At 61.9% G+C, this 16,897-nt stretch carries 14 protein-coding genes; 8 read left to right on the forward strand and 6 right to left on the reverse strand.

Going from position 1 to position 16,897, the window contains the following annotated elements; all coding sequences use genetic code 11:
• The first annotated feature begins 27 nt into the window (after window positions 1-27).
• The 7 genes from mmsA to MHI61_RS07585 all read left to right on the forward strand — a co-directional run bounded on the left by mmsA (window position 28) and on the right by MHI61_RS07585 (window position 7,946).
• A complete protein-coding gene (gene mmsA / locus MHI61_RS07555; protein WP_239791528.1) occupies window positions 28-1,566 on the forward strand; it encodes a multiple monosaccharide ABC transporter ATP-binding protein in 1,539 nt (512 codons plus the stop codon).
• On the forward strand, window positions 1,563-2,768 hold the full coding sequence (mmsB, locus tag MHI61_RS07560; protein WP_239791529.1) for a multiple monosaccharide ABC transporter permease: 1,206 nt from the start codon (window positions 1,563-1,565) through the stop codon (window positions 2,766-2,768). Before mmsA ends, mmsB begins: the two co-directional genes overlap by 4 nt.
• A gap of 117 nt (window positions 2,769-2,885) precedes the next feature.
• On the forward strand, window positions 2,886-3,881 hold the full coding sequence (gene araD1, locus MHI61_RS07565; RefSeq protein ID WP_239791530.1) for an AraD1 family protein: 996 nt from the start codon (window positions 2,886-2,888) through the stop codon (window positions 3,879-3,881).
• A 69-nt stretch (window positions 3,882-3,950) separates the two neighbouring features.
• A complete protein-coding gene (locus MHI61_RS07570; RefSeq protein ID WP_183843190.1) occupies window positions 3,951-5,384 on the forward strand; it encodes an aldehyde dehydrogenase family protein in 1,434 nt (477 codons plus the stop codon).
• A 62-nt stretch (window positions 5,385-5,446) separates the two neighbouring features.
• Window positions 5,447-7,186 carry an L-arabinonate dehydratase gene (araD, locus tag MHI61_RS07575; RefSeq protein WP_239791531.1) on the forward strand — a complete coding sequence of 580 codons (1,740 nt, stop codon included), beginning with the start codon at window positions 5,447-5,449 and terminating at the stop codon, window positions 7,184-7,186.
• 110 nt (window positions 7,187-7,296) lie between these two features.
• On the forward strand, window positions 7,297-7,539 hold the full coding sequence (locus MHI61_RS07580; protein WP_239791532.1) for a type II toxin-antitoxin system Phd/YefM family antitoxin: 243 nt from the start codon (window positions 7,297-7,299) through the stop codon (window positions 7,537-7,539).
• Window positions 7,536-7,946: a type II toxin-antitoxin system VapC family toxin gene (locus MHI61_RS07585; RefSeq protein ID WP_239791533.1), complete on the forward strand. Its 411-nt coding sequence runs from the start codon at window positions 7,536-7,538 to the stop codon at window positions 7,944-7,946. Before MHI61_RS07580 ends, MHI61_RS07585 begins: the two co-directional genes overlap by 4 nt.
• Before the next feature lie 117 nt (window positions 7,947-8,063).
• Here MHI61_RS07585 and MHI61_RS07590 read toward each other — a convergent pair whose 3' ends face one another.
• Genes MHI61_RS07590 through MHI61_RS07600 form a run of 3 tightly spaced genes read right to left on the reverse strand, consistent with a single transcriptional unit; the run spans window position 8,064 to window position 11,251 of the window.
• The gene (locus tag MHI61_RS07590) at window positions 8,064-8,888 is read right to left on the reverse strand and encodes a transglutaminase family protein (protein WP_239791534.1); all 825 of its coding nucleotides are present in this window, start codon (window positions 8,886-8,888) and stop codon (window positions 8,064-8,066) included.
• A gap of 12 nt (window positions 8,889-8,900) precedes the next feature.
• Window positions 8,901-9,842, reverse strand: a complete 942-nt coding sequence (locus MHI61_RS07595; protein ID WP_097578399.1) for an alpha-E domain-containing protein — start codon at window positions 9,840-9,842, stop codon at window positions 8,901-8,903.
• On the reverse strand, window positions 9,842-11,251 hold the full coding sequence (locus MHI61_RS07600; protein ID WP_239791535.1) for a circularly permuted type 2 ATP-grasp protein: 1,410 nt from the start codon (window positions 11,249-11,251) through the stop codon (window positions 9,842-9,844). Before MHI61_RS07600 ends, MHI61_RS07595 begins: the two co-directional genes overlap by 1 nt.
• A 561-nt stretch (window positions 11,252-11,812) precedes the next feature.
• On the opposite strand from MHI61_RS07600, the gene MHI61_RS07605 reads away from it, so the two are divergent.
• Window positions 11,813-12,715, forward strand: a complete 903-nt coding sequence (locus tag MHI61_RS07605; RefSeq protein WP_239791536.1) for a DMT family transporter — start codon at window positions 11,813-11,815, stop codon at window positions 12,713-12,715.
• Window positions 12,716-12,769: 54 nt separating this feature from the next.
• On the opposite strand, the gene MHI61_RS07610 is transcribed toward MHI61_RS07605, so the two are convergent.
• From MHI61_RS07610 to MHI61_RS07620, 3 genes are all read right to left on the reverse strand, one after another.
• Complete coding sequence (locus MHI61_RS07610; RefSeq protein ID WP_239792800.1) at window positions 12,770-14,461, reverse strand: DEAD/DEAH box helicase; 1,692 nt, start codon at window positions 14,459-14,461, stop codon at window positions 12,770-12,772.
• A gap of 246 nt (window positions 14,462-14,707) precedes the next feature.
• Complete coding sequence (locus MHI61_RS07615) at window positions 14,708-15,823, reverse strand: DNA alkylation repair protein (protein ID WP_239791537.1); 1,116 nt, start codon at window positions 15,821-15,823, stop codon at window positions 14,708-14,710.
• Window positions 15,824-15,843: 20 nt separating this feature from the next.
• Window positions 15,844-16,872, reverse strand: a complete 1,029-nt coding sequence (locus MHI61_RS07620; RefSeq protein ID WP_239791538.1) for a LacI family DNA-binding transcriptional regulator — start codon at window positions 16,870-16,872, stop codon at window positions 15,844-15,846.
• Between the last annotated feature and the right edge of the window lie 25 nt (window positions 16,873-16,897).

Genomic DNA, 16,897 nt, shown 5'->3' on the forward strand with positions numbered 1-16,897 from the left:
GCGGCTCAAGGCGCTGGAACTTTGACTATGGACAATACCATCCTCGAAATGCGGAGCATCACCAAGACGTTCCCGGGCGTCAAGGCGCTGGAGAACGTGAACCTCAAGGTTCGCCAGGGTGAGATCCACGCATTGGTGGGCGAAAACGGGGCCGGCAAATCGACCCTGATGAAAGTGCTATCGGGCGTCTATCCGACAGGAAGCTATGAAGGCGACATCGTCTATGAAGGCGAGACGCGTCACTTCAAGGTCCTGAAGGATTCCGAAGAAATCGGCATCGTCATCATTCACCAGGAACTGGCGCTCGTGCCGTTGCTGTCGATCGGCGAAAACATCTTCCTCGGCAACGAGAACGCCAAGAAGGGCATCATCAGCTGGGAAGAGACGTATAACCGCACGAAGCAGCTGCTGCAGAAGGTGGGCCTGCGCGAATCCCCGAATACGCTGGTAACCGATATCGGCGTCGGCAAGCAGCAGCTCGTCGAGATCGCCAAGGCGCTGTCGAAGAGTGTGAAGCTGCTCATCCTCGACGAGCCCACAGCCTCGCTCAACGAGAAGGATTCCGACGCGCTGCTCAATCTCCTGATCGAGTTCCGCAATCAGGGCATCACCTCGATCATCATTTCCCACAAGCTGAACGAGATCCGCAAAGTCGCCGACCAGATCACGGTCCTGCGCGACGGCATGACCGTCAAGACGCTCGACTGTCACGCCGACGAGATCAGCGAAGACATCATCATCAAGAACATGGTGGGCCGCGACCTTGCCGACCGTTATCCGCCGCGCTCCGTGCCGATCGGCGAAACGATCTTCGAAGTGAAGAACTGGAACGCCTATCACCAGCATCACCGCGACCGCCAGGTGCTGCACAACATCAACGTCAATGTCCGCAAGGGCGAGGTCGTCGGCATTGCCGGCCTGATGGGCGCGGGCCGCACCGAATTCGCCATGAGCGTCTTCGGCAAGTCCTACGGGCACAAGATCAGCGGCGAGGTCTTCGTCGACGGCAAGGCCGTCGATGTCAGTACCGTGCGCAAGGCGATCGATGCCGGTCTTGCCTATGTCACCGAGGACCGCAAACAGCTCGGCCTCGTGCTCAACGACACGATCCTGCACAATACGACGCTCGCCAATCTCGACGGAATTTCGAACAACAGCGTCATCGACGACATCAAGGAGATGAAGGTTGCGACCGATTACCGGTCGAAGCTGCGCATTCGCTCGCACGGCATCTTCCAGGAAACGGTCAATCTTTCCGGCGGCAACCAGCAAAAGGTGGTGCTGTCGAAGTGGCTGTTCTCCGATCCCGAGATTTTGATCCTCGACGAGCCCACCCGCGGCATCGACGTTGGCGCAAAGTACGAGATTTATACTATCATCAACCAGCTTGCCGCCGATGGAAAGGGCGTTCTGATGATCTCATCGGAAATGCCCGAACTGCTTGGCACTTGTGACCGCATCTACGTGATGAACGAAGGACGCATCGTCGCCGAACTGCCGAAGGGAGAAGCAAGCCAGGAAACCATCATGCGCGCTATCATGCGCTCAGGGGAGAAGAGACAATGACTCCGGTCAACCCAGCAACCGAGGAAAGCAACGTCGTTTCCGTTGCCGACTACATCCGCGGCAACATTCGTGAATACGGCATGCTCATCGCGCTCGTCGCGATCATGGTATTCTTCCAGTTCTACACCGGCGGCATCCTCTTCAAGCCGGTCAACCTGACGAACCTGGTCCTGCAGAATTCGTTCATCGTCATCATGGCGCTCGGCATGTTGCTCGTCATCGTGGCGGGCCATATCGACCTTTCGGTCGGTTCGATCGTCGCTTTCGTCGGCGCGCTGGCGGCGATCTTCACCGTGACATGGGGCATGAATTTCTGGGTCGCCGGCCTGATTTGTCTGATCGTCGGCGGCATTATCGGCGCGGCGCAGGGCTATTTCATCGCCTATCACCGCATCCCGTCGTTCATCGTGACGCTCGCCGGCATGCTCGTCTTCCGCGGCCTGACGCTGACGGTGCTGGCCGGCAAGAACATCGGCCCGTTCCCGAAGGAATTCCAGGTCATCAGCACCGGCTTCCTGCCGGGCGACATGATCAACATCTTCGGCACGCCCGTCCAGTCGACCTCGCTGATCCTGACCGTCATCCTGCCGGTCATCCTCTTCTACCTCGCCTGGCGCCGCCGCAAGGTGAACGAAAGCCATGGCATCGATGTCGAGCCGCTGGGCTTCTTCATTGGCCAGAACCTGGTCGTTTCGGGCGCCATTTGGTGGCTCGGCTATCAATTGTCCAGCTACAGGGGCCTGCCGAACGTTCTCGTCGTCATGCTGGTGCTGATCGCGATCTACGCCTTCGTCACCAAGCGCACGACGGTCGGCCGCCGCATCTATGCCATGGGCGGCAACGAAAAGGCGACCAAGCTTTCGGGCATCAACACGCAGCGCCTTAGCTTCTACACTTTCGTCAACATGGGCGTGCTTGCGGGCCTTGCCGGCATGATCGTCGCGCTTCGCCTGAACTCGGCAACGCCGAAGGCCGGCGTCGGCTTCGAACTTGACGTGATCGCGGCCTGCTTCATCGGCGGCGCCTCGGCTTCCGGCGGCGTCGGCAAGATCACCGGCGCAGTCATCGGTGCATTCATCATGGGCGTCATGAACAACGGCATGTCGATCGTCGGCCTCGGCATCGACTTCCAGCAGATGGTCAAGGGTGCGGTGCTTCTCGCCGCCGTGTTCTTCGACGTTTACAACAAGAACAAGGGCTGAGCGCCGACAGGCGCCAGCCCCGGCATTCGCAGTCGTATGAAAGATGGATTCCGGCTCCTGATGGAGCCGGACAGGCGGAGCTTTTCTGTCTTCGCGGAAACGAGAAGGATCAAAGTCGTGCTTATTTCCCAGATCAAGGGTGCCAACGGAGAGATCGTCGTCGCCGTGCGCGAGCAGGGCGGCGCGGCGAGATCGGTCAACAATGCCGGCAGCGTCTATCAGCTGGCGATGGAAGCCGCCGACGGCGGCAAGTCGCTGGCCGCGGTCATCGAGGCGCATGGCTTCGGCGATGCCGTCGATCTCGAGAAAGCCTATGCGGAAGGCCGCTTCCTGCCGCCGATCACCCATCCGGACGCTGCCCACCTGCATCTGACCGGCACCGGTCTGACGCATCTCGGCTCTGCCGCCACCCGCGATTCCATGCACAAGAAGACCAGCGAGGCGGCCGAGGAAACGCTGACCGACTCGATGAAGATGTTCAAGATGGGTCTCGAGAACGGCAAGCCGAAAGCTGGCGAAAAGGGCGTTCAGCCCGAATGGTTCTACAAAGGCAACGGCTATGGCACTGCCGCCCCCGGCGCCCCGCTCGTCTCGCCCTCCTTCGCCCTTGATGGCGGCGAAGAGCCTGAAATGGCCGGCATCTACGTCATCGCCAAAGACGGAACGCCGTTCCGCATCGGCTTTGCGCTGTCGAACGAGTTTTCCGACCACGTCACCGAACGGATCAACTATCTCTTCCTTGCCCATTCGAAGCTGCGCCCGGCCGCCTATGGTCCGGAAATCCGCATCGGCGCCGCCCCCGACGATATCCGCGGCACCTCGCGCATCAAGCGCGGCGACAAGGTGATCTTCGAAAAGCCCTTCCTGTCGGGCGAGGCCAACATGTCCCACACCTTCGCCAATCTGGAATATCACCATTTCAAATATGGCCTCTTCCGGGTTCCGGGAGATGTTCATGTCCATATGTTCGGCACGGCGACACTTTCCTTTGCCGACGGCATCAAGACGGAAGAGGGCGACCTCTTCGAGATCGAAGTCGCCGAATTCGGCCTGCCACTGCGCAATCCGCTGAAGGTAGCGGCCGAAGAAGAGATTTCCGTCAAGCAGCTCTGATTTTCGAGGTCGGGCTGCGTCCGCAGCCGGGCCGTTGTTTGTAAACGGTAAAGGAGGCTTGTTGAGCCCATGACCATTTATCAAAACCTGATCGCCGGCGAATGGGTCGGCACGAACGCGACGAAGAACATCAATCCGTCGGACACCAACGAAGTCGTCGGTCTCTATGCCGACGGCAGCGCCGAAGACACCAAGAACGCCATCGCCGCCGCCAAGGCCGCCTTTCCGGCCTGGTCGCGCTCGGGCATCTGGGAACGCCATGTCATCCTGAAGAAGACGGGCGACGAGATCATGGCGCGCAAGGACGAGCTCGGCGCGCTGCTCGCCCGCGAAGAAGGCAAGACCCTGCCGGAAGCGACCGGCGAAGTTATCCGCGCCTCGCAGATCTTCGAATTCTTCGCAGGCGAAGCGCTGCGGCTCGCCGGCGAGGTCATCCCGTCGGTGCGTCCGAACATCGGCGTCGAGATCACCCGCGAGGCGCTCGGCGTCATCGGCATCATCACGCCGTGGAATTTCCCGATCGCCATCCCCGCCTGGAAGATCGCACCGGCGCTCTGCTACGGCAATACGATCGTCTTCAAGCCGGCCGAGCTGGTGCCGGCCTGTTCCTGGGCGATCGTCGACATCCTCAACCGCGCCGGCCTGCCGAAGGGCGTGCTGAACCTCGTCATGGGCAAGGGCTCGGTCGTCGGCCAGGCGATGCTGGAAAGTCCCGATGTTGCAGGCATCACCTTCACCGGTTCTACCGGCACCGGCCGCCGCGTCGCCGCCGCCTCCATCGAGCATAACCGCAAGTTCCAGCTCGAGATGGGCGGCAAGAACCCGATGGTCGTGCTCGACGACGCCGACCTCTCCGTCGCCGTCGAAGCCGCCGCCAATTCCGGCTTTTTCTCCACAGGCCAGCGCTGCACCGCGTCCTCGCGCCTGATCGTTACCGAAGGCATCCACGACAAGTTCGTCGCCGCATTGACCGAGAAGCTGAAGACGCTGGTCGTCGACAACGCGCTGAAGGCCGGCACCCATATCGGCCCTGTTGTCGACGAGCGGCAGCTGAAGACTGATACCGACTATATCGAGATCGGCAAAAAGGAAGGCGCCAAGCTCGCCTTCGGCGGCGAGGTCATTTCCCGCGAGACGCCCGGCTTCTACCTGCAGCCGACACTGTTTACCGAAGCGACCAACCAGATGCGCATCTCGCGCGAAGAGATCTTCGGACCTGTCGTTTCGGTGATCCGGGTCAAGGACTATGACGAGGCCCTGGCGACGGCCAACGACACGCCGTTCGGGCTTTCGGCCGGCATCGCCACGACCAGCCTGAAACATGCGACGCACTTCAAGCGCAATTCCGAGGCCGGCATGGTCATGGTCAACCTGCCGACGGCAGGCGTCGACTTCCATGTGCCGTTCGGCGGCCGCAAGGGTTCGTCCTACGGTCCGCGCGAGCAGGGCAAGTATGCGAGCGAATTCTTTACCGTGGTCAAGACGGCCTACACGTTGGCTTGAGACATATCCGATGACCCGGGCCGTACGAGGCGGCCCGGCAATTCACCTGAAGGACAGAGACGATGAAAAAGAAAGCGGAATGGCCGCGCAGGCTGAGGTCGCAGGAATGGTACGGCGGCACGAGCCGCGACGTGATCTACCACCGCGGCTGGCTTAAGAACCAGGGATACCCGCACGACCTGTTTGACGGCCGCCCGGTAATCGGCATCCTCAACACCTGGTCGGATATGACCCCGTGCAACGGTCATTTGAGGGAGCTCGCCGAGAAGGTGAAGGCGGGCGTCTGGGAGGCCGGCGGTTTCCCGCTCGAGGTGCCGGTATTCTCGGCTTCCGAAAACACCTTCCGCCCGACCGCGATGATGTACCGCAACCTCGCCGCGCTCGCGGTGGAAGAGGCGATCCGCGGCCAGCCGATGGATGGCTGCGTGCTGCTCGTCGGCTGCGACAAGACCACGCCCTCGCTGCTGATGGGCGCGGCCTCCGTCGACCTGCCGTCGATCGTCGTCACCGGCGGGCCGATGCTGAACGGCTATTTCCGCGGCGAGCGCGTCGGCTCCGGCACGCATCTGTGGAAGTTCTCCGAAATGGTGAAGGCCGGCGAGATGACGCAGGCCGAATTCCTCGAGGCGGAGGCTTCGATGAGCCGTTCGTCGGGCACATGCAACACGATGGGCACCGCCTCGACGATGGCGTCCATGGCCGAGGCGCTCGGCATGGCACTCTCCGGCAACGCCGCGATCCCGGGCGTCGATTCCCGCCGCAAGGTCATGGCGCAGCTGACCGGCCGCCGCATCGTGCAGATGGTCAAGGACGATCTGAAGCCCTCCGACATCATGACGAAGCAGGCTTTCGAAAACGCCATCCGCACCAATGCGGCGATCGGCGGATCGACCAATGCCGTCATCCACCTGCTCGCCATCGCCGGCCGTGTCGGCATCGATCTGACGCTTGATGATTGGGACCGTTGCGGCCGCGACGTTCCGACCATCGTCAACCTGATGCCGTCGGGCAAGTACCTGATGGAAGAGTTCTTCTATGCCGGCGGCCTGCCTGTCGTGCTGAAGCGCCTCGGCGAGGCCGGGCTGCTGCACAAGGATGCGCTGACGGTCTCCGGCGAAACCGTCTGGGACGAGGTCAAGGACGTCGTCAACTGGAACGAAGACGTCATTCTGCCGGCCGAGAAAGCGCTGACGTCGTCGGGCGGCATCGTCGTGCTGCGCGGCAATCTCGCGCCGAAGGGCGCGGTGTTGAAGCCTTCGGCCGCCTCGCCGCATCTTCTGGTGCACAAGGGCAGGGCGGTCGTGTTCGAGGATATCGACGACTACAAGGCCAAGATCAACGACGACAATCTCGACATCGATGAAAACTGCGTCATGGTCATGAAGAACTGCGGGCCGAAGGGCTATCCCGGCATGGCCGAAGTCGGCAACATGGGACTGCCGCCGAAGGTGCTGAAGAAGGGCATCCTCGATATGGTGCGCATCTCCGATGCCCGCATGTCCGGAACGGCCTATGGCACCGTCGTGCTGCACACCTCTCCGGAAGCGGCCGTCGGCGGTCCGCTCGCGGTCGTCAAGAACGGCGACATGATCGAGCTCGACGTGCCGAACCGTCGCCTGCATCTCGACATTTCCGACGAGGAACTGGCGCGGCGGCTTGCCGAATGGCAGCCGAACCACGATCTGCCGACATCAGGCTATGCCTTCCTGCACCAGCAGCATGTCGAAGGCGCCGACACCGGCGCCGACCTCGACTTCCTCAAGGGATGTCGCGGGAATGCTGTCGGCAAGGACAGCCACTGACAGGGCATATATTCGAAGCTGGAAAAAGGCGGGCATTTCATCCCGCCTTTTTCTTTGCGCTTGCTCGGAAAATGTCTATATTGCCGTACAGATGTACAGGAGATATGGTCATGTCAAAGGTGGTCGGCGCAACTGAGTTCAAGGCGAAATGCCTGAACCTTATCGATCAGATGCAGAGCGATGACGAAACCATCGTGATCACCAAGCGCGGCAGGCCTGTTGCGGTGCTCTCACCGGCACGCGAGGCAACCGAGCGGAAAAGCATTATTGGCGCGATGAAGGGCAGCGTCCTACGCTATGACGATCCGCTGTCCCCGGCAGGCGCGCCGGAGGATTGGGAAGCCGTCCGTTGATCGTCATTGACACCCATATCCTGATCTGGGCGATGCATGACGATGCGCGTCTCGGTTCACAGGCCCGGCGCATCATCGACGAGATGACGGAGAAAAGCCGGATCCTGGTTTCGGCGATCACACCTTGGGAAATCGCGATGCTTGTGCAGAAAGGACGCTTGGCTCTCGGCGACGATGTCGGGCGGTGGATCGATAGTGCGATGGCTCTGCCGGGACTTGAACTTGCACCGATTGAGCCATCCATTGCAGTGGATAGCGTTCGGTTGCCCGGTACTTTTCATGCCGATCCTGCCGACCGCCTCATCGTCGCTACAGCCCGTTTCCATCGCGTGCCGTTAATGACGGCCGATCAGGCGATCCTCGGCTATGGTGGGCGTGGCCACCTCCAGGTTTTTGCAGCAGATTGATTGCTGCCTGGGTGTGGAGTTTAACGCGCCGGAGTATGTCGGAATGCCGGATGCGCCAGTCGCCGGCTCCCCAGCCGGGCCGCAGGGGACAGTAGATTCGCAGTTGGCCGATGTCGCTCAGCTCTGGCTTTGGCTTTGCATCTGTCCGCCGTTCTCGACCTTGACGGTCACCGACAGGGTTTCGCCCGGCGTTCCGATGCGCATGCCGGAGATCGGCGCGGCGTCGCGGTAGCAGAGGCCGGAGGCGATCCTGACGTAGCGGTCATCCGGGCAGATCTCGTTGGCCGGATCGAAGCCGACCCAGCCGAGGCCGGGAATGTGGGCCTCGGCCCAGGCATGGGTCGCCGCCTGTTCGACCTTTTCCTCCATCATCAGATAGCCCGAGACATAACGGGCCGGAACCTGCAGGGCGCGGGCGGCGGAAACGAAGATATGCGCGTGGTCCTGGCAGACGCCGCTCCTCTTCTCCAGCGCCTGTTCGGCCGTCGTCGCGGCGTTGCTGGTGCCGGGCTTATAGTCGACCGTTTCATGGATTGCCGCCATCAGCGCATGCATGCGGGCAAGCTCGTTGTCGCCGCCGACGCTCTTGACGAGCTCTTTGATGAGCTTGCCGCCCCTGGTCAGCGGTGTTTCGCGCAGAAAGAGCCAAAGCGGGCAGAAGCCGGTGTGCGGGCCGGTGACGCCGTTATTGTCCGCCGTCTCGACCTCGCCCTCGGCCAAGATGCGCGTCACGTGCTGCGCGCCTTCCAGCGAGACCAGATTGACGTGGTTGCCGTACTGGTCGTCATACTCCACCTCGGGCTTGGCGCCCTCGACGTTCAGCGACCATCCGAGCACCTTCTGAGCAGCGGTTGTCGGCGGCGTCAGTCTGAGGCGCTGCAGCGAAAACTGCGTCGGTCCGTCGTAGCGGTATTCGGTGAGATGGCTGATCTTCATTCTCATGGTCTGTTCCGCTTATACGTAGAACCGGTAGCCGTCGGAAATCTCCGCGCCGAGCTGGTTGTTGCGCGAGACGAAATCCTCCAGGAATTCGTGCAGGCCCTGATCCATGATGTCGCGGATCGCCCGGGTCTGCAGCGTGGTGCGGATCGCGTCGGCGGTGTCGTGGGCAGGCAGTCGCGCCTCGTAATCCTGGGCGAGATAGCCGAGATTGCTGACGATCTTTTCGTAGCAATAGGCAAGCGAACGCGGCATCTGGACGTTCAGCGTCAGGAAGTCGGCAATGTTCATCGCCCGGTATTCGCCGTCATAGGCCCAGCTATAGGCGCGGTGGGCGGAGACCGAGCGCAGGATCGATTCCCACTGCACGTTGTCGAGTGAGGATCCGACCGCCGAGACCGAGGGCAGCAGCACGTAATATTTCACGTCGAGAATGCGGCTGGTATTATCGGCCCGCTCGATGAAGGTGCCGATGCGGGCAAAGTTATAGAGCTCGTTGCGCAGCGTTGAACCGTGGAAGGCACCGCGGATCAGCCCGGCGCGGCGCTTGATGACGTCGATCACCTCGGGCATCTCGGCCGGCTTGACGCGCTTTTCGAGCAGCGACTTCAAGTCGATCCAGCATTCGTTGGTCGCTTCCCAGGTCTCGCGCGTCAGCGCGGTGCGCACCATGCGGGCGTTGTTGCGGCCGGACTCGATGCAGGACATGACGCTCGATGGATTGGCGCGATCGCGCAGGAGATAGTCGATCGCATCCGCATTCGTCAGCTTCGCGTGGCCCTCGTCATAGGCCTCGCGCACGCCGGCACTTTGCAGCACGCCATCCCAGTTGTCGTCGCCGGCGCTGCTGCGGGTCAGCGACATGCGCAGTCCGGCGTCGACGAGGCGGGCGATATTTTCGGCGCGCTCGATGTATCGGAACATCCAATAGAGGCCGTTTGCGGTTCTTCCGAGCATCAGTCCTCCAATACCCAGGTGTCTTTGGTGCCGCCGCCCTGGCTGGAATTGACCACCAGAGAGCCCTGCTTCAGCGCCACGCGGGTGAGCCCGCCCGGAATGATCTGAACCTTGTCGGACACGAGCACATAGGGGCGCAGGTCGACATGGCGCGGCGCGATCCCCTTGTTGACAAGGATCGGCACGGTGGAGAGCGACAGCGTCGGCTGGGCGATGTAGTTGTTCGGCTTGGCTTTCAGTTTTTCGGCGAAGTCGGCACGCTCTTTCTTCGACGCCGTCGGCCCGACCAGCATGCCGTAGCCGCCGGAGCCGTGCACTTCCTTGACGACCAATTCCTCGAGGTGCTCCAGCACGTATCTCAGGCTTGATGCTTCCGAGCAGCGCCAGGTCGGCACGTTTTCGAGCAGCGCTTTGCTGCCGGTGTAGAATTCGACGATCTCCGGCATGTAGGAATAGATCGCCTTGTCGTCGCAAATGCCGGTGCCGGGCGCGTTGGCAATGGTGATGTTGCCGGAGCGGTACACGTCCATGATGCCGGGAATGCCGAGCGCCGAATCGGCTCGGAAGGTCAGGGGATCGAGGAAGTCGTCGTCGACGCGGCGGTAGAGCACGTCGATCGCTTCGTAGCCGCGGGTCGTGCGCATTTTCACCTTGCCGTCGATGACGCGCAGATCAGAGCCCTCGACCAGTTCGACGCCCATCATGTCGGCGAGGAAGGAATGCTCGTAATAGGCCGAATTATAGATGCCAGGTGTCAGCACCGCGACGCGCGGCTTGCCGGTGCAGCCGGGAGGCGCGAGCGAGGCGAGGCTCTGGCGCAGCAGATAGGGATAATCCTCGACGCGCTGCACCTTGTTCTCATGGAAGAGCTCCGGGAACATCTGCATCATGGTTTCCCGGTTTTCCAGCATGTAGCTGACGCCGGAGGGCGTGCGGGCATTGTCCTCCAGCACGTAGAACTGATCCTCGCCGGTGCGCACGATGTCGGTGCCGACGATATGGGTGTAGACGCCGCCGGGCGGGCGGAAGCCGATCATCTCGGACAGGAAGGCGACATTGTTCTCGATCAGCTCACGCGGAACGCGGCCGGCACGAATGATTTCCTGCTTATGGTAGATATCGTCGAGGAAGGCGTTGAGGGCGATCACCCGCTGCTCGATGCCCTGGGCAAGCTTGCGCCATTCGCGGGCGGAGATGATGCGGGGAATGATATCGAAGGGGATGAGCTTTTCGGAACTGTCGGCATGGCCATAGACCGCGAAGGTGATGCCGGTCTTCCGGAAGATGTTTTCCGCATCGCGGGACTTGGCAATCAGATGCGACCGGTCTTGGCTATTGTACCACTCGAAATATTTTTCATAAGGCGGGCGAGGACTTTCGTCCCCGGTAATCATTTCGTCAAATGCCAAAGGTGCGGCTCCCCTTTTTTGTTCATTTGAATACAACGCAAATTGCAATGCAAGAACCATGCGCAGTTCAGGGAAAAGATTTTGCGTTGCGGGAAAGAGGCGGGATTTCCGGGCATTTGAGGTGATGCGGCAAATGGTGTTTCGCAAAGGTTGCGCAAAATTTGGGCAGGTGATGGTTTTTCGTCCGGCCGTCGTGGCGTAGTGGACGCCGACGTCTCCCCACTCTCCCTCATTCCTGTGCTCCTCAGGGCTTTGCCCGAGGGATGTCAAAGGAATCCAGCCACCGCGCTTTCGCGCGGTGAATGACCTTGCGCTGAAGCAGAGTCTATCGCGCCCAATGACTTGGGCGCACTGAATTCCTGTGACGAGCACAGGAATGAGGGAGCGTGTAGGGCTGCTGGTAATCCTTCGCTGCACTTTGCATATTATCAAACTGCCGGCAGCTTCGCCCACCTACCCAACCATCAACGAAATTTCAAATAAGCATCAACGCTTCGACTTTGACCGAACCGCCGCGTGCGGTTATCAGCGCGGCCAACCCTCTCTACCGAGTGCAGCCCCATGTCCCTTGACCGCTTCGCCCCCGCCGTTTTCGTCCTGCTCTGGTCCACGGGCTGGGTGGTGGCGAAATATGCGGCGCTGCATTCGGAGCCTTTCACCTTCCTTTCGATACGTTACGCGCTGTCGGCCTTGGCGTTCCTCGCCTTTTGCCTGGCGACCGGGGCGCAATGGCCGAAAAGCCGGGTGACGGCGCTGCGGGCCGTTTATTCCGGTTTCTTCCTGCACGGCTTTTATCTCGCCGGCCTCTGGTGGGCGATTGCCAATGGCGTGCCGGCCGGCATATCGGGCATCATCGCGGCGCTGCAGCCGTTATTGACGGCGATGGCGGCTCCGTTTCTCGTCGGCGAGCGGCTGCAGCAGACGCAGAAAATCGGCCTTGTCTTCGGCTTCCTCGGCATTGCCGTTGCCATTTCGCCGAAACTCCTCGATCCGGCGACCGCCGATCTCACGCATGCGGCCCTGCCGCTGGCGATCAACCTTATCGCCATGGGGGCCGTCACCTACGGCACGCTCTACCAGAAGAAGCACTTGCAATCCGGCGATCTCAGGTCGATCGCGACGCTGCAATATGTCGGGGCATTGATTTTCACCCTGCCGCTTTCGCTGATCTTCGAGCATCAGCAATTCGACGGCACCGCGCAGGCCTTTGCCGCCCTGATCTGGTCGGTCTTCGGCCTGTCGATGGGTGGCGTCGGGCTGCTGCTCTATCTGATCCGCCGGGGGCAGGTCTCCCGCGCCGCCTCGCTGATCTATCTGATGCCGCCAGCCGTCGCGTTCGAAGCCTTCATCGCCTTCGGGGAACCGCTGACCGTGCCGTTGATTCTCGGCACGGTGATCGTGGTCGCCGGCGTCTATCTGACCAACCGCAAGGCGGTCGAACGCCGCAAACCTGTGGAAGCATAAATAGTAAAAGGCCGGAGAAAACCCCGGCCTTTCCACTTTTCAATCGATCGATGATCAGGCGCGTTCGCGGCGCTGGCCGCCATTACGGGAGCCGGAGCCGCCGCGGCGATTGCCGCCATTGCCCTCGCGGCGCGGTTCTCCGCCCTGGGCCTGGTGCTGGCCGCGGTCTTCGCCGTGCTTTCGGGCCGGGCGGCCGTGGGCGTGACGGTTATTGCCGCGGTGATGACCGCTCGGTTCGCCATTGGCGTGAGCGCCTTGATGCGCGGGACGCTGCGGCTTTGCCGAGGGGCGGAAGTCGGAGGTCGAGGCTAGATCATTGTCGGGGCCGAGGTCCGGGGCCGCTTCGCCGCGGCGCTGGCCGCGGAAATCCTCGTTGCGGCCTGTACGCTCGGGACGCGGGCGGCGTTCCTGGCGGCTGCCGCGATGTTCCGAGCGGTTCGCATCGCCACGGCCTTCGCCGCGACCCTGGCCTTCGCGCCCGTGACCTTCGCGACCCTGGCCGCCACCGCGGTTGCGGTTGTTGCCATTGCCGTTGCCGCGGCGGGGGCCATTATTGCCGATATTGGCCGGCGGTTCGCCGCTTGCGACTGCGATGTCGATGCCCATCAGGCGCTCGATATCACGCAGCAGCTTGGCTTCGTCGGGGGCGCAGAAGGCAATCGCGATGCCGTCGCGGCCGGCGCGCGCCGTGCGGCCAATGCGATGGACATAGGCGTCGGGCACCTCGGGCAGGTCGTAGTTGTAGACGTGGCTGACGGCAGGGATGTCGATGCCGCGGGCGGCAACGTCGGTGGCGATCAGCGTCTTGATGCTGCCGTCACGGAAGGCCTTCAGCGCCCGCTCGCGCTGGCCCTGGCTCTTGTTGCCGTGGATCGAGGCGACCGAATAGCCGATATTGTCGAGGTGCTTCATCAGCTTCTCGGCACCGTGCTTGGTGCGCAGGAAGACGATGGCGCGGCCGTCGGGATTTTCGGTCAGCGACTTGCGCAGCAGTTCCGTCTTGTCGTTCTTGCCGGCGACGAAATGGACATACTGCTCGACCTTGTCGGCGGCCTTGCCGGGAGGCGTGACTTCGACCTTGACGGGATCGACGAGATATTCGCCGGCGAGATCGGCGATCGCCTTCGGCATGGTGGCCGAAAACAGCATGGTCTGGCGCTTCTTCGGCACCAGCTTGGCGATCTTGCGCAGATCGTGCACGAAGCCGAGGTCGAGCATCTGGTCGGCTTCATCAAGCACGAGATAGCGCACCGTGGTCAGGGTGATGGCGCGGCGATTGACGAGATCAAGCAGGCGGCCGGGCGTGGCGACCAGAACATCGGTGCCTTTTTCCAGCTGAAGCTGCTGCTTGTTGATCGAGACGCCGCCGACGACGACATTGATGCGCAGCGGCGATTTGCGGATGAATTTCTTCAGGTTGTCGGCGATCTGGTTCACCAGCTCCCGGGTCGGCGCCAGGATCAGCGTCCGCGTCGTGCGGTTGTCGGGTCGACGCTCGTCGGCAAGCAGCTTTTCGATAAGCGGCAGGCCGAAGGCGGCGGTCTTGCCGGTGCCGGTCTGGGCAAGCCCGATCAGGTCTCTGCCCTGGAGGAGGAGGGGGATGGCCTGTTCCTGGATCGGCGTCGGCGTTTCGATGCCGAGCTGAAACAAGGTGGCGACGATCGGCTTGGAGACACCAAGCGATTCAAAATTAGTCAAGGCATAACCTTTCGGGGCGCCACAACGACTATGGCCGGAACGCACCATGCGATCCGGTTTCATTCTGGCGTCAAGAACCCCGCGTGAAGTGGGAACTTGTGAGTTGGAAAAAGCTTTCCAGCGCTTCTGGCCGCTCTTGGGAGTACGGCGCTCTATCGAAATGCGCTTTTGTCCCTTCTTCCTGCGTTTCGTATTTTTTAGCAGGGGCACGCTCACGCGGCGGCCGGAAGGGTGAAAGCTGAGCCGCATTTGGGCTAATTCGCGTGGAAAGTCAAGTGCGGTGCACAAAAAGCCTTAGCTCGGATCGGGCGACGGCATTTTCAGGATGAAGCTTTCCGACGCGCTTTCCGCGCCATTGACGAGGATGGCGATGCGGTGTTGCCCGGGATAATAGCGTCGCGTGGTGATCGGCCGCATGGCGTGGCGGCGCTCGATCGCCTGGCTCTGCCCGGGCGCAAGCGTGATCGACTTGCACTTGAAGACCTTCGGGGACAGCGAGCCGTCAGCCTTCACATGGTGGATAGCGTAGTCGATCATGACCGATTGCGCGGCCTTGCCGGCATTGGTCACCCGGATTGCGAAATCCAGCCCTTCACCGAACATTACCTCGCCGTTGACCAAGCGGAGTTCGCATTCGAGCGAAGCGGATGCGCCGAAGCCGAAATTGGCGAGCGCCTGAGCATGGCCGTTCTTCAAGAGCGTGCGCGAGGCATGTTTCAGCAGCCAGCGGCGTTCGCTGGAGGCGCCCTGGATATGGCCGGCGATGAAGGCGGCGACCATATCCGGATGATCCTTTGCGATATCGTTCAGGCTGTTGGCGACGGAGCGGCGGACATAATCTTCCGGATCGTCCATCAGCGCGGTCAGGATCGGCAGGATCGGCGCGGGATCCTTGACGAGCTGCGGCAGGCGCATGGCCCATGGCAGGCGCGGCCGCGTTCCCTCACTCGCCAGCCGGCGCACATGCTGGTCGGGATCGCCGATCCAGCCGGAGATGATGGCAAGCGCCCGCTGCTGGTCGCGATGGATGAAGGGACGGATACCGTATTCGGCGGTAAAATACGGCGTTAGCGCCTTGAGGAGATCGAGGCCGAGCTCGAAATGATCGAGGCCGCGCGCGGCGATGAACTGGTTGACCGGCAGCAGCATCCAGCCTGACAGACCGGGACTGCCCGATGCCGGCAGGCTCGCCCTCAGGATAGCGGCTGCTTCGGGAAAATCGTCGGGAAGCGTGGCGAATAGCGCGTCGCGGATCAGCGCCGAGCGCTCCATCAGCTCCAGTGTCCCGAGGCCATCTGTCGCCAGCGCCACGAAACGGCCGCTGTCGAAGGAGGGCGCATTGGCGGCAATGCGATCGGCCATGTCGCCGACCAGCGCTTCGTGCAGCAGGTTCTTGAGCGGTTCCGGCATGCTGATCCTCTCGCGATCTTTTAGCGCAACGGCGCTGTCGATTTCCTCGGAATGAGTGTCGGAGCCGAGACGCGGATACGGTCGTCGAGGGAGCCGGCATCGCCTGCAAGAAGGTCAAGGGCGTTCGAAGCAATTTGCTCGAACGGCACACGCAACGTCGTGAGCGGCGTGGGCAGGTGACTGACGATCGGAATGTCGTTGTAACCGACGATCGAGATATCCTGCGGCACGGAAAGGCCGAGTTTGGTCAGTCCCGACAAGGCGCCGATGGCGGTATTGTCGTTGACGGCGAAAATAGCAGTGGGGCGTGGGTTGAGATTCATCAGCGTCTCGACGGCGACAGCACCGGACTCGATACCGAATGTCGAGGGGATGATGCAGGAGGGATCCGCGGTCAGTCCCGCTTCTTCCCAAGCCTGCCTGAAACCCTCCACGCGGCCCCGGGAGCTGGAGGCATAGGACGGGCCGGCAATGACGCCGATCCTGCGATGGCCGAGATCGAGCAGGTGGCGTGCGGCGAGGTAGCCGCCCAGCCTGTCATCGCCGACCGAGGAGAGGCTGTGGCCGTCGGTCCGCAGCGCCAGCACATAGGAAACGCCGCGTCTCGCCAGTTCGTCCGGAAAGTCGTCATCTTCCCGCGCCGTGGAAAGGATCAATCCATCGACGCCGCGTCTCAGCAGGGATTCGGCGGCAAGCCGGTCGGCCTTCGGCTTGTCGTCGGTCGTGGCGACAATTGCGAACCGGCCGGTACGGCTGCAGGCTTTTGCCAGCGCTTCGTAAAGCATGGCCATGACCGTATCCGTCAGCCTCGGCACGATCACGCCGACCGTCATGGTGTTGCCGCGCCTGAGGCTCGCTGCCGAAACGTCCCTGACATAGCCAAGCTCTTCGGCCACCTTGCGAACGCGGCGGGCAGTTTCGCTGTCGGAGCGGGGAAGCCTCTCGTCCAGGATGCGGGATACGGTGGATTTGGAAACGCCGGCTGCGGCAGCCACGTCAAGAATCGTGACGCGGCTTTGACCGGCAATTTCGTCTGCCTTTGAATTCATTGAGCCTTTTCCATTCGAGTCGGGG

The organism is Rhizobium sp. K102 (assembly GCF_022385315.1).
GTDB lineage: Bacteria > Pseudomonadota > Alphaproteobacteria > Rhizobiales > Rhizobiaceae > Rhizobium > Rhizobium croatiense.

Coding starts and splice junctions, on each gene's coding strand:
- MHI61_RS07570 (WP_183843190.1), top strand. CDS start 3,951: ATGACCATTTATCAAAACCTGATCGCCGGCGAATGGGTCGGCACGAAC.
- MHI61_RS07620 (WP_239791538.1), bottom strand. CDS start 16,872: ATGAATTCAAAGGCAGACGAAATTGCCGGTCAAAGCCGCGTCACGATT.
- MHI61_RS07610 (WP_239792800.1), bottom strand. CDS start 14,461: ATGGTGCGTTCCGGCCATAGTCGTTGTGGCGCCCCGAAAGGTTATGCC.
- MHI61_RS07595 (WP_097578399.1), bottom strand. CDS start 9,842: ATGCTCGGAAGAACCGCAAACGGCCTCTATTGGATGTTCCGATACATC.
- mmsB (WP_239791529.1), top strand. CDS start 1,563: ATGACTCCGGTCAACCCAGCAACCGAGGAAAGCAACGTCGTTTCCGTT.
- araD (WP_239791531.1), top strand. CDS start 5,447: ATGAAAAAGAAAGCGGAATGGCCGCGCAGGCTGAGGTCGCAGGAATGG.
- MHI61_RS07580 (WP_239791532.1), top strand. CDS start 7,297: ATGTCAAAGGTGGTCGGCGCAACTGAGTTCAAGGCGAAATGCCTGAAC.
- mmsA (WP_239791528.1), top strand. CDS start 28: ATGGACAATACCATCCTCGAAATGCGGAGCATCACCAAGACGTTCCCG.
- MHI61_RS07590 (WP_239791534.1), bottom strand. CDS start 8,888: ATGAGAATGAAGATCAGCCATCTCACCGAATACCGCTACGACGGACCG.
- MHI61_RS07605 (WP_239791536.1), top strand. CDS start 11,813: ATGTCCCTTGACCGCTTCGCCCCCGCCGTTTTCGTCCTGCTCTGGTCC.
- MHI61_RS07615 (WP_239791537.1), bottom strand. CDS start 15,823: ATGCCGGAACCGCTCAAGAACCTGCTGCACGAAGCGCTGGTCGGCGAC.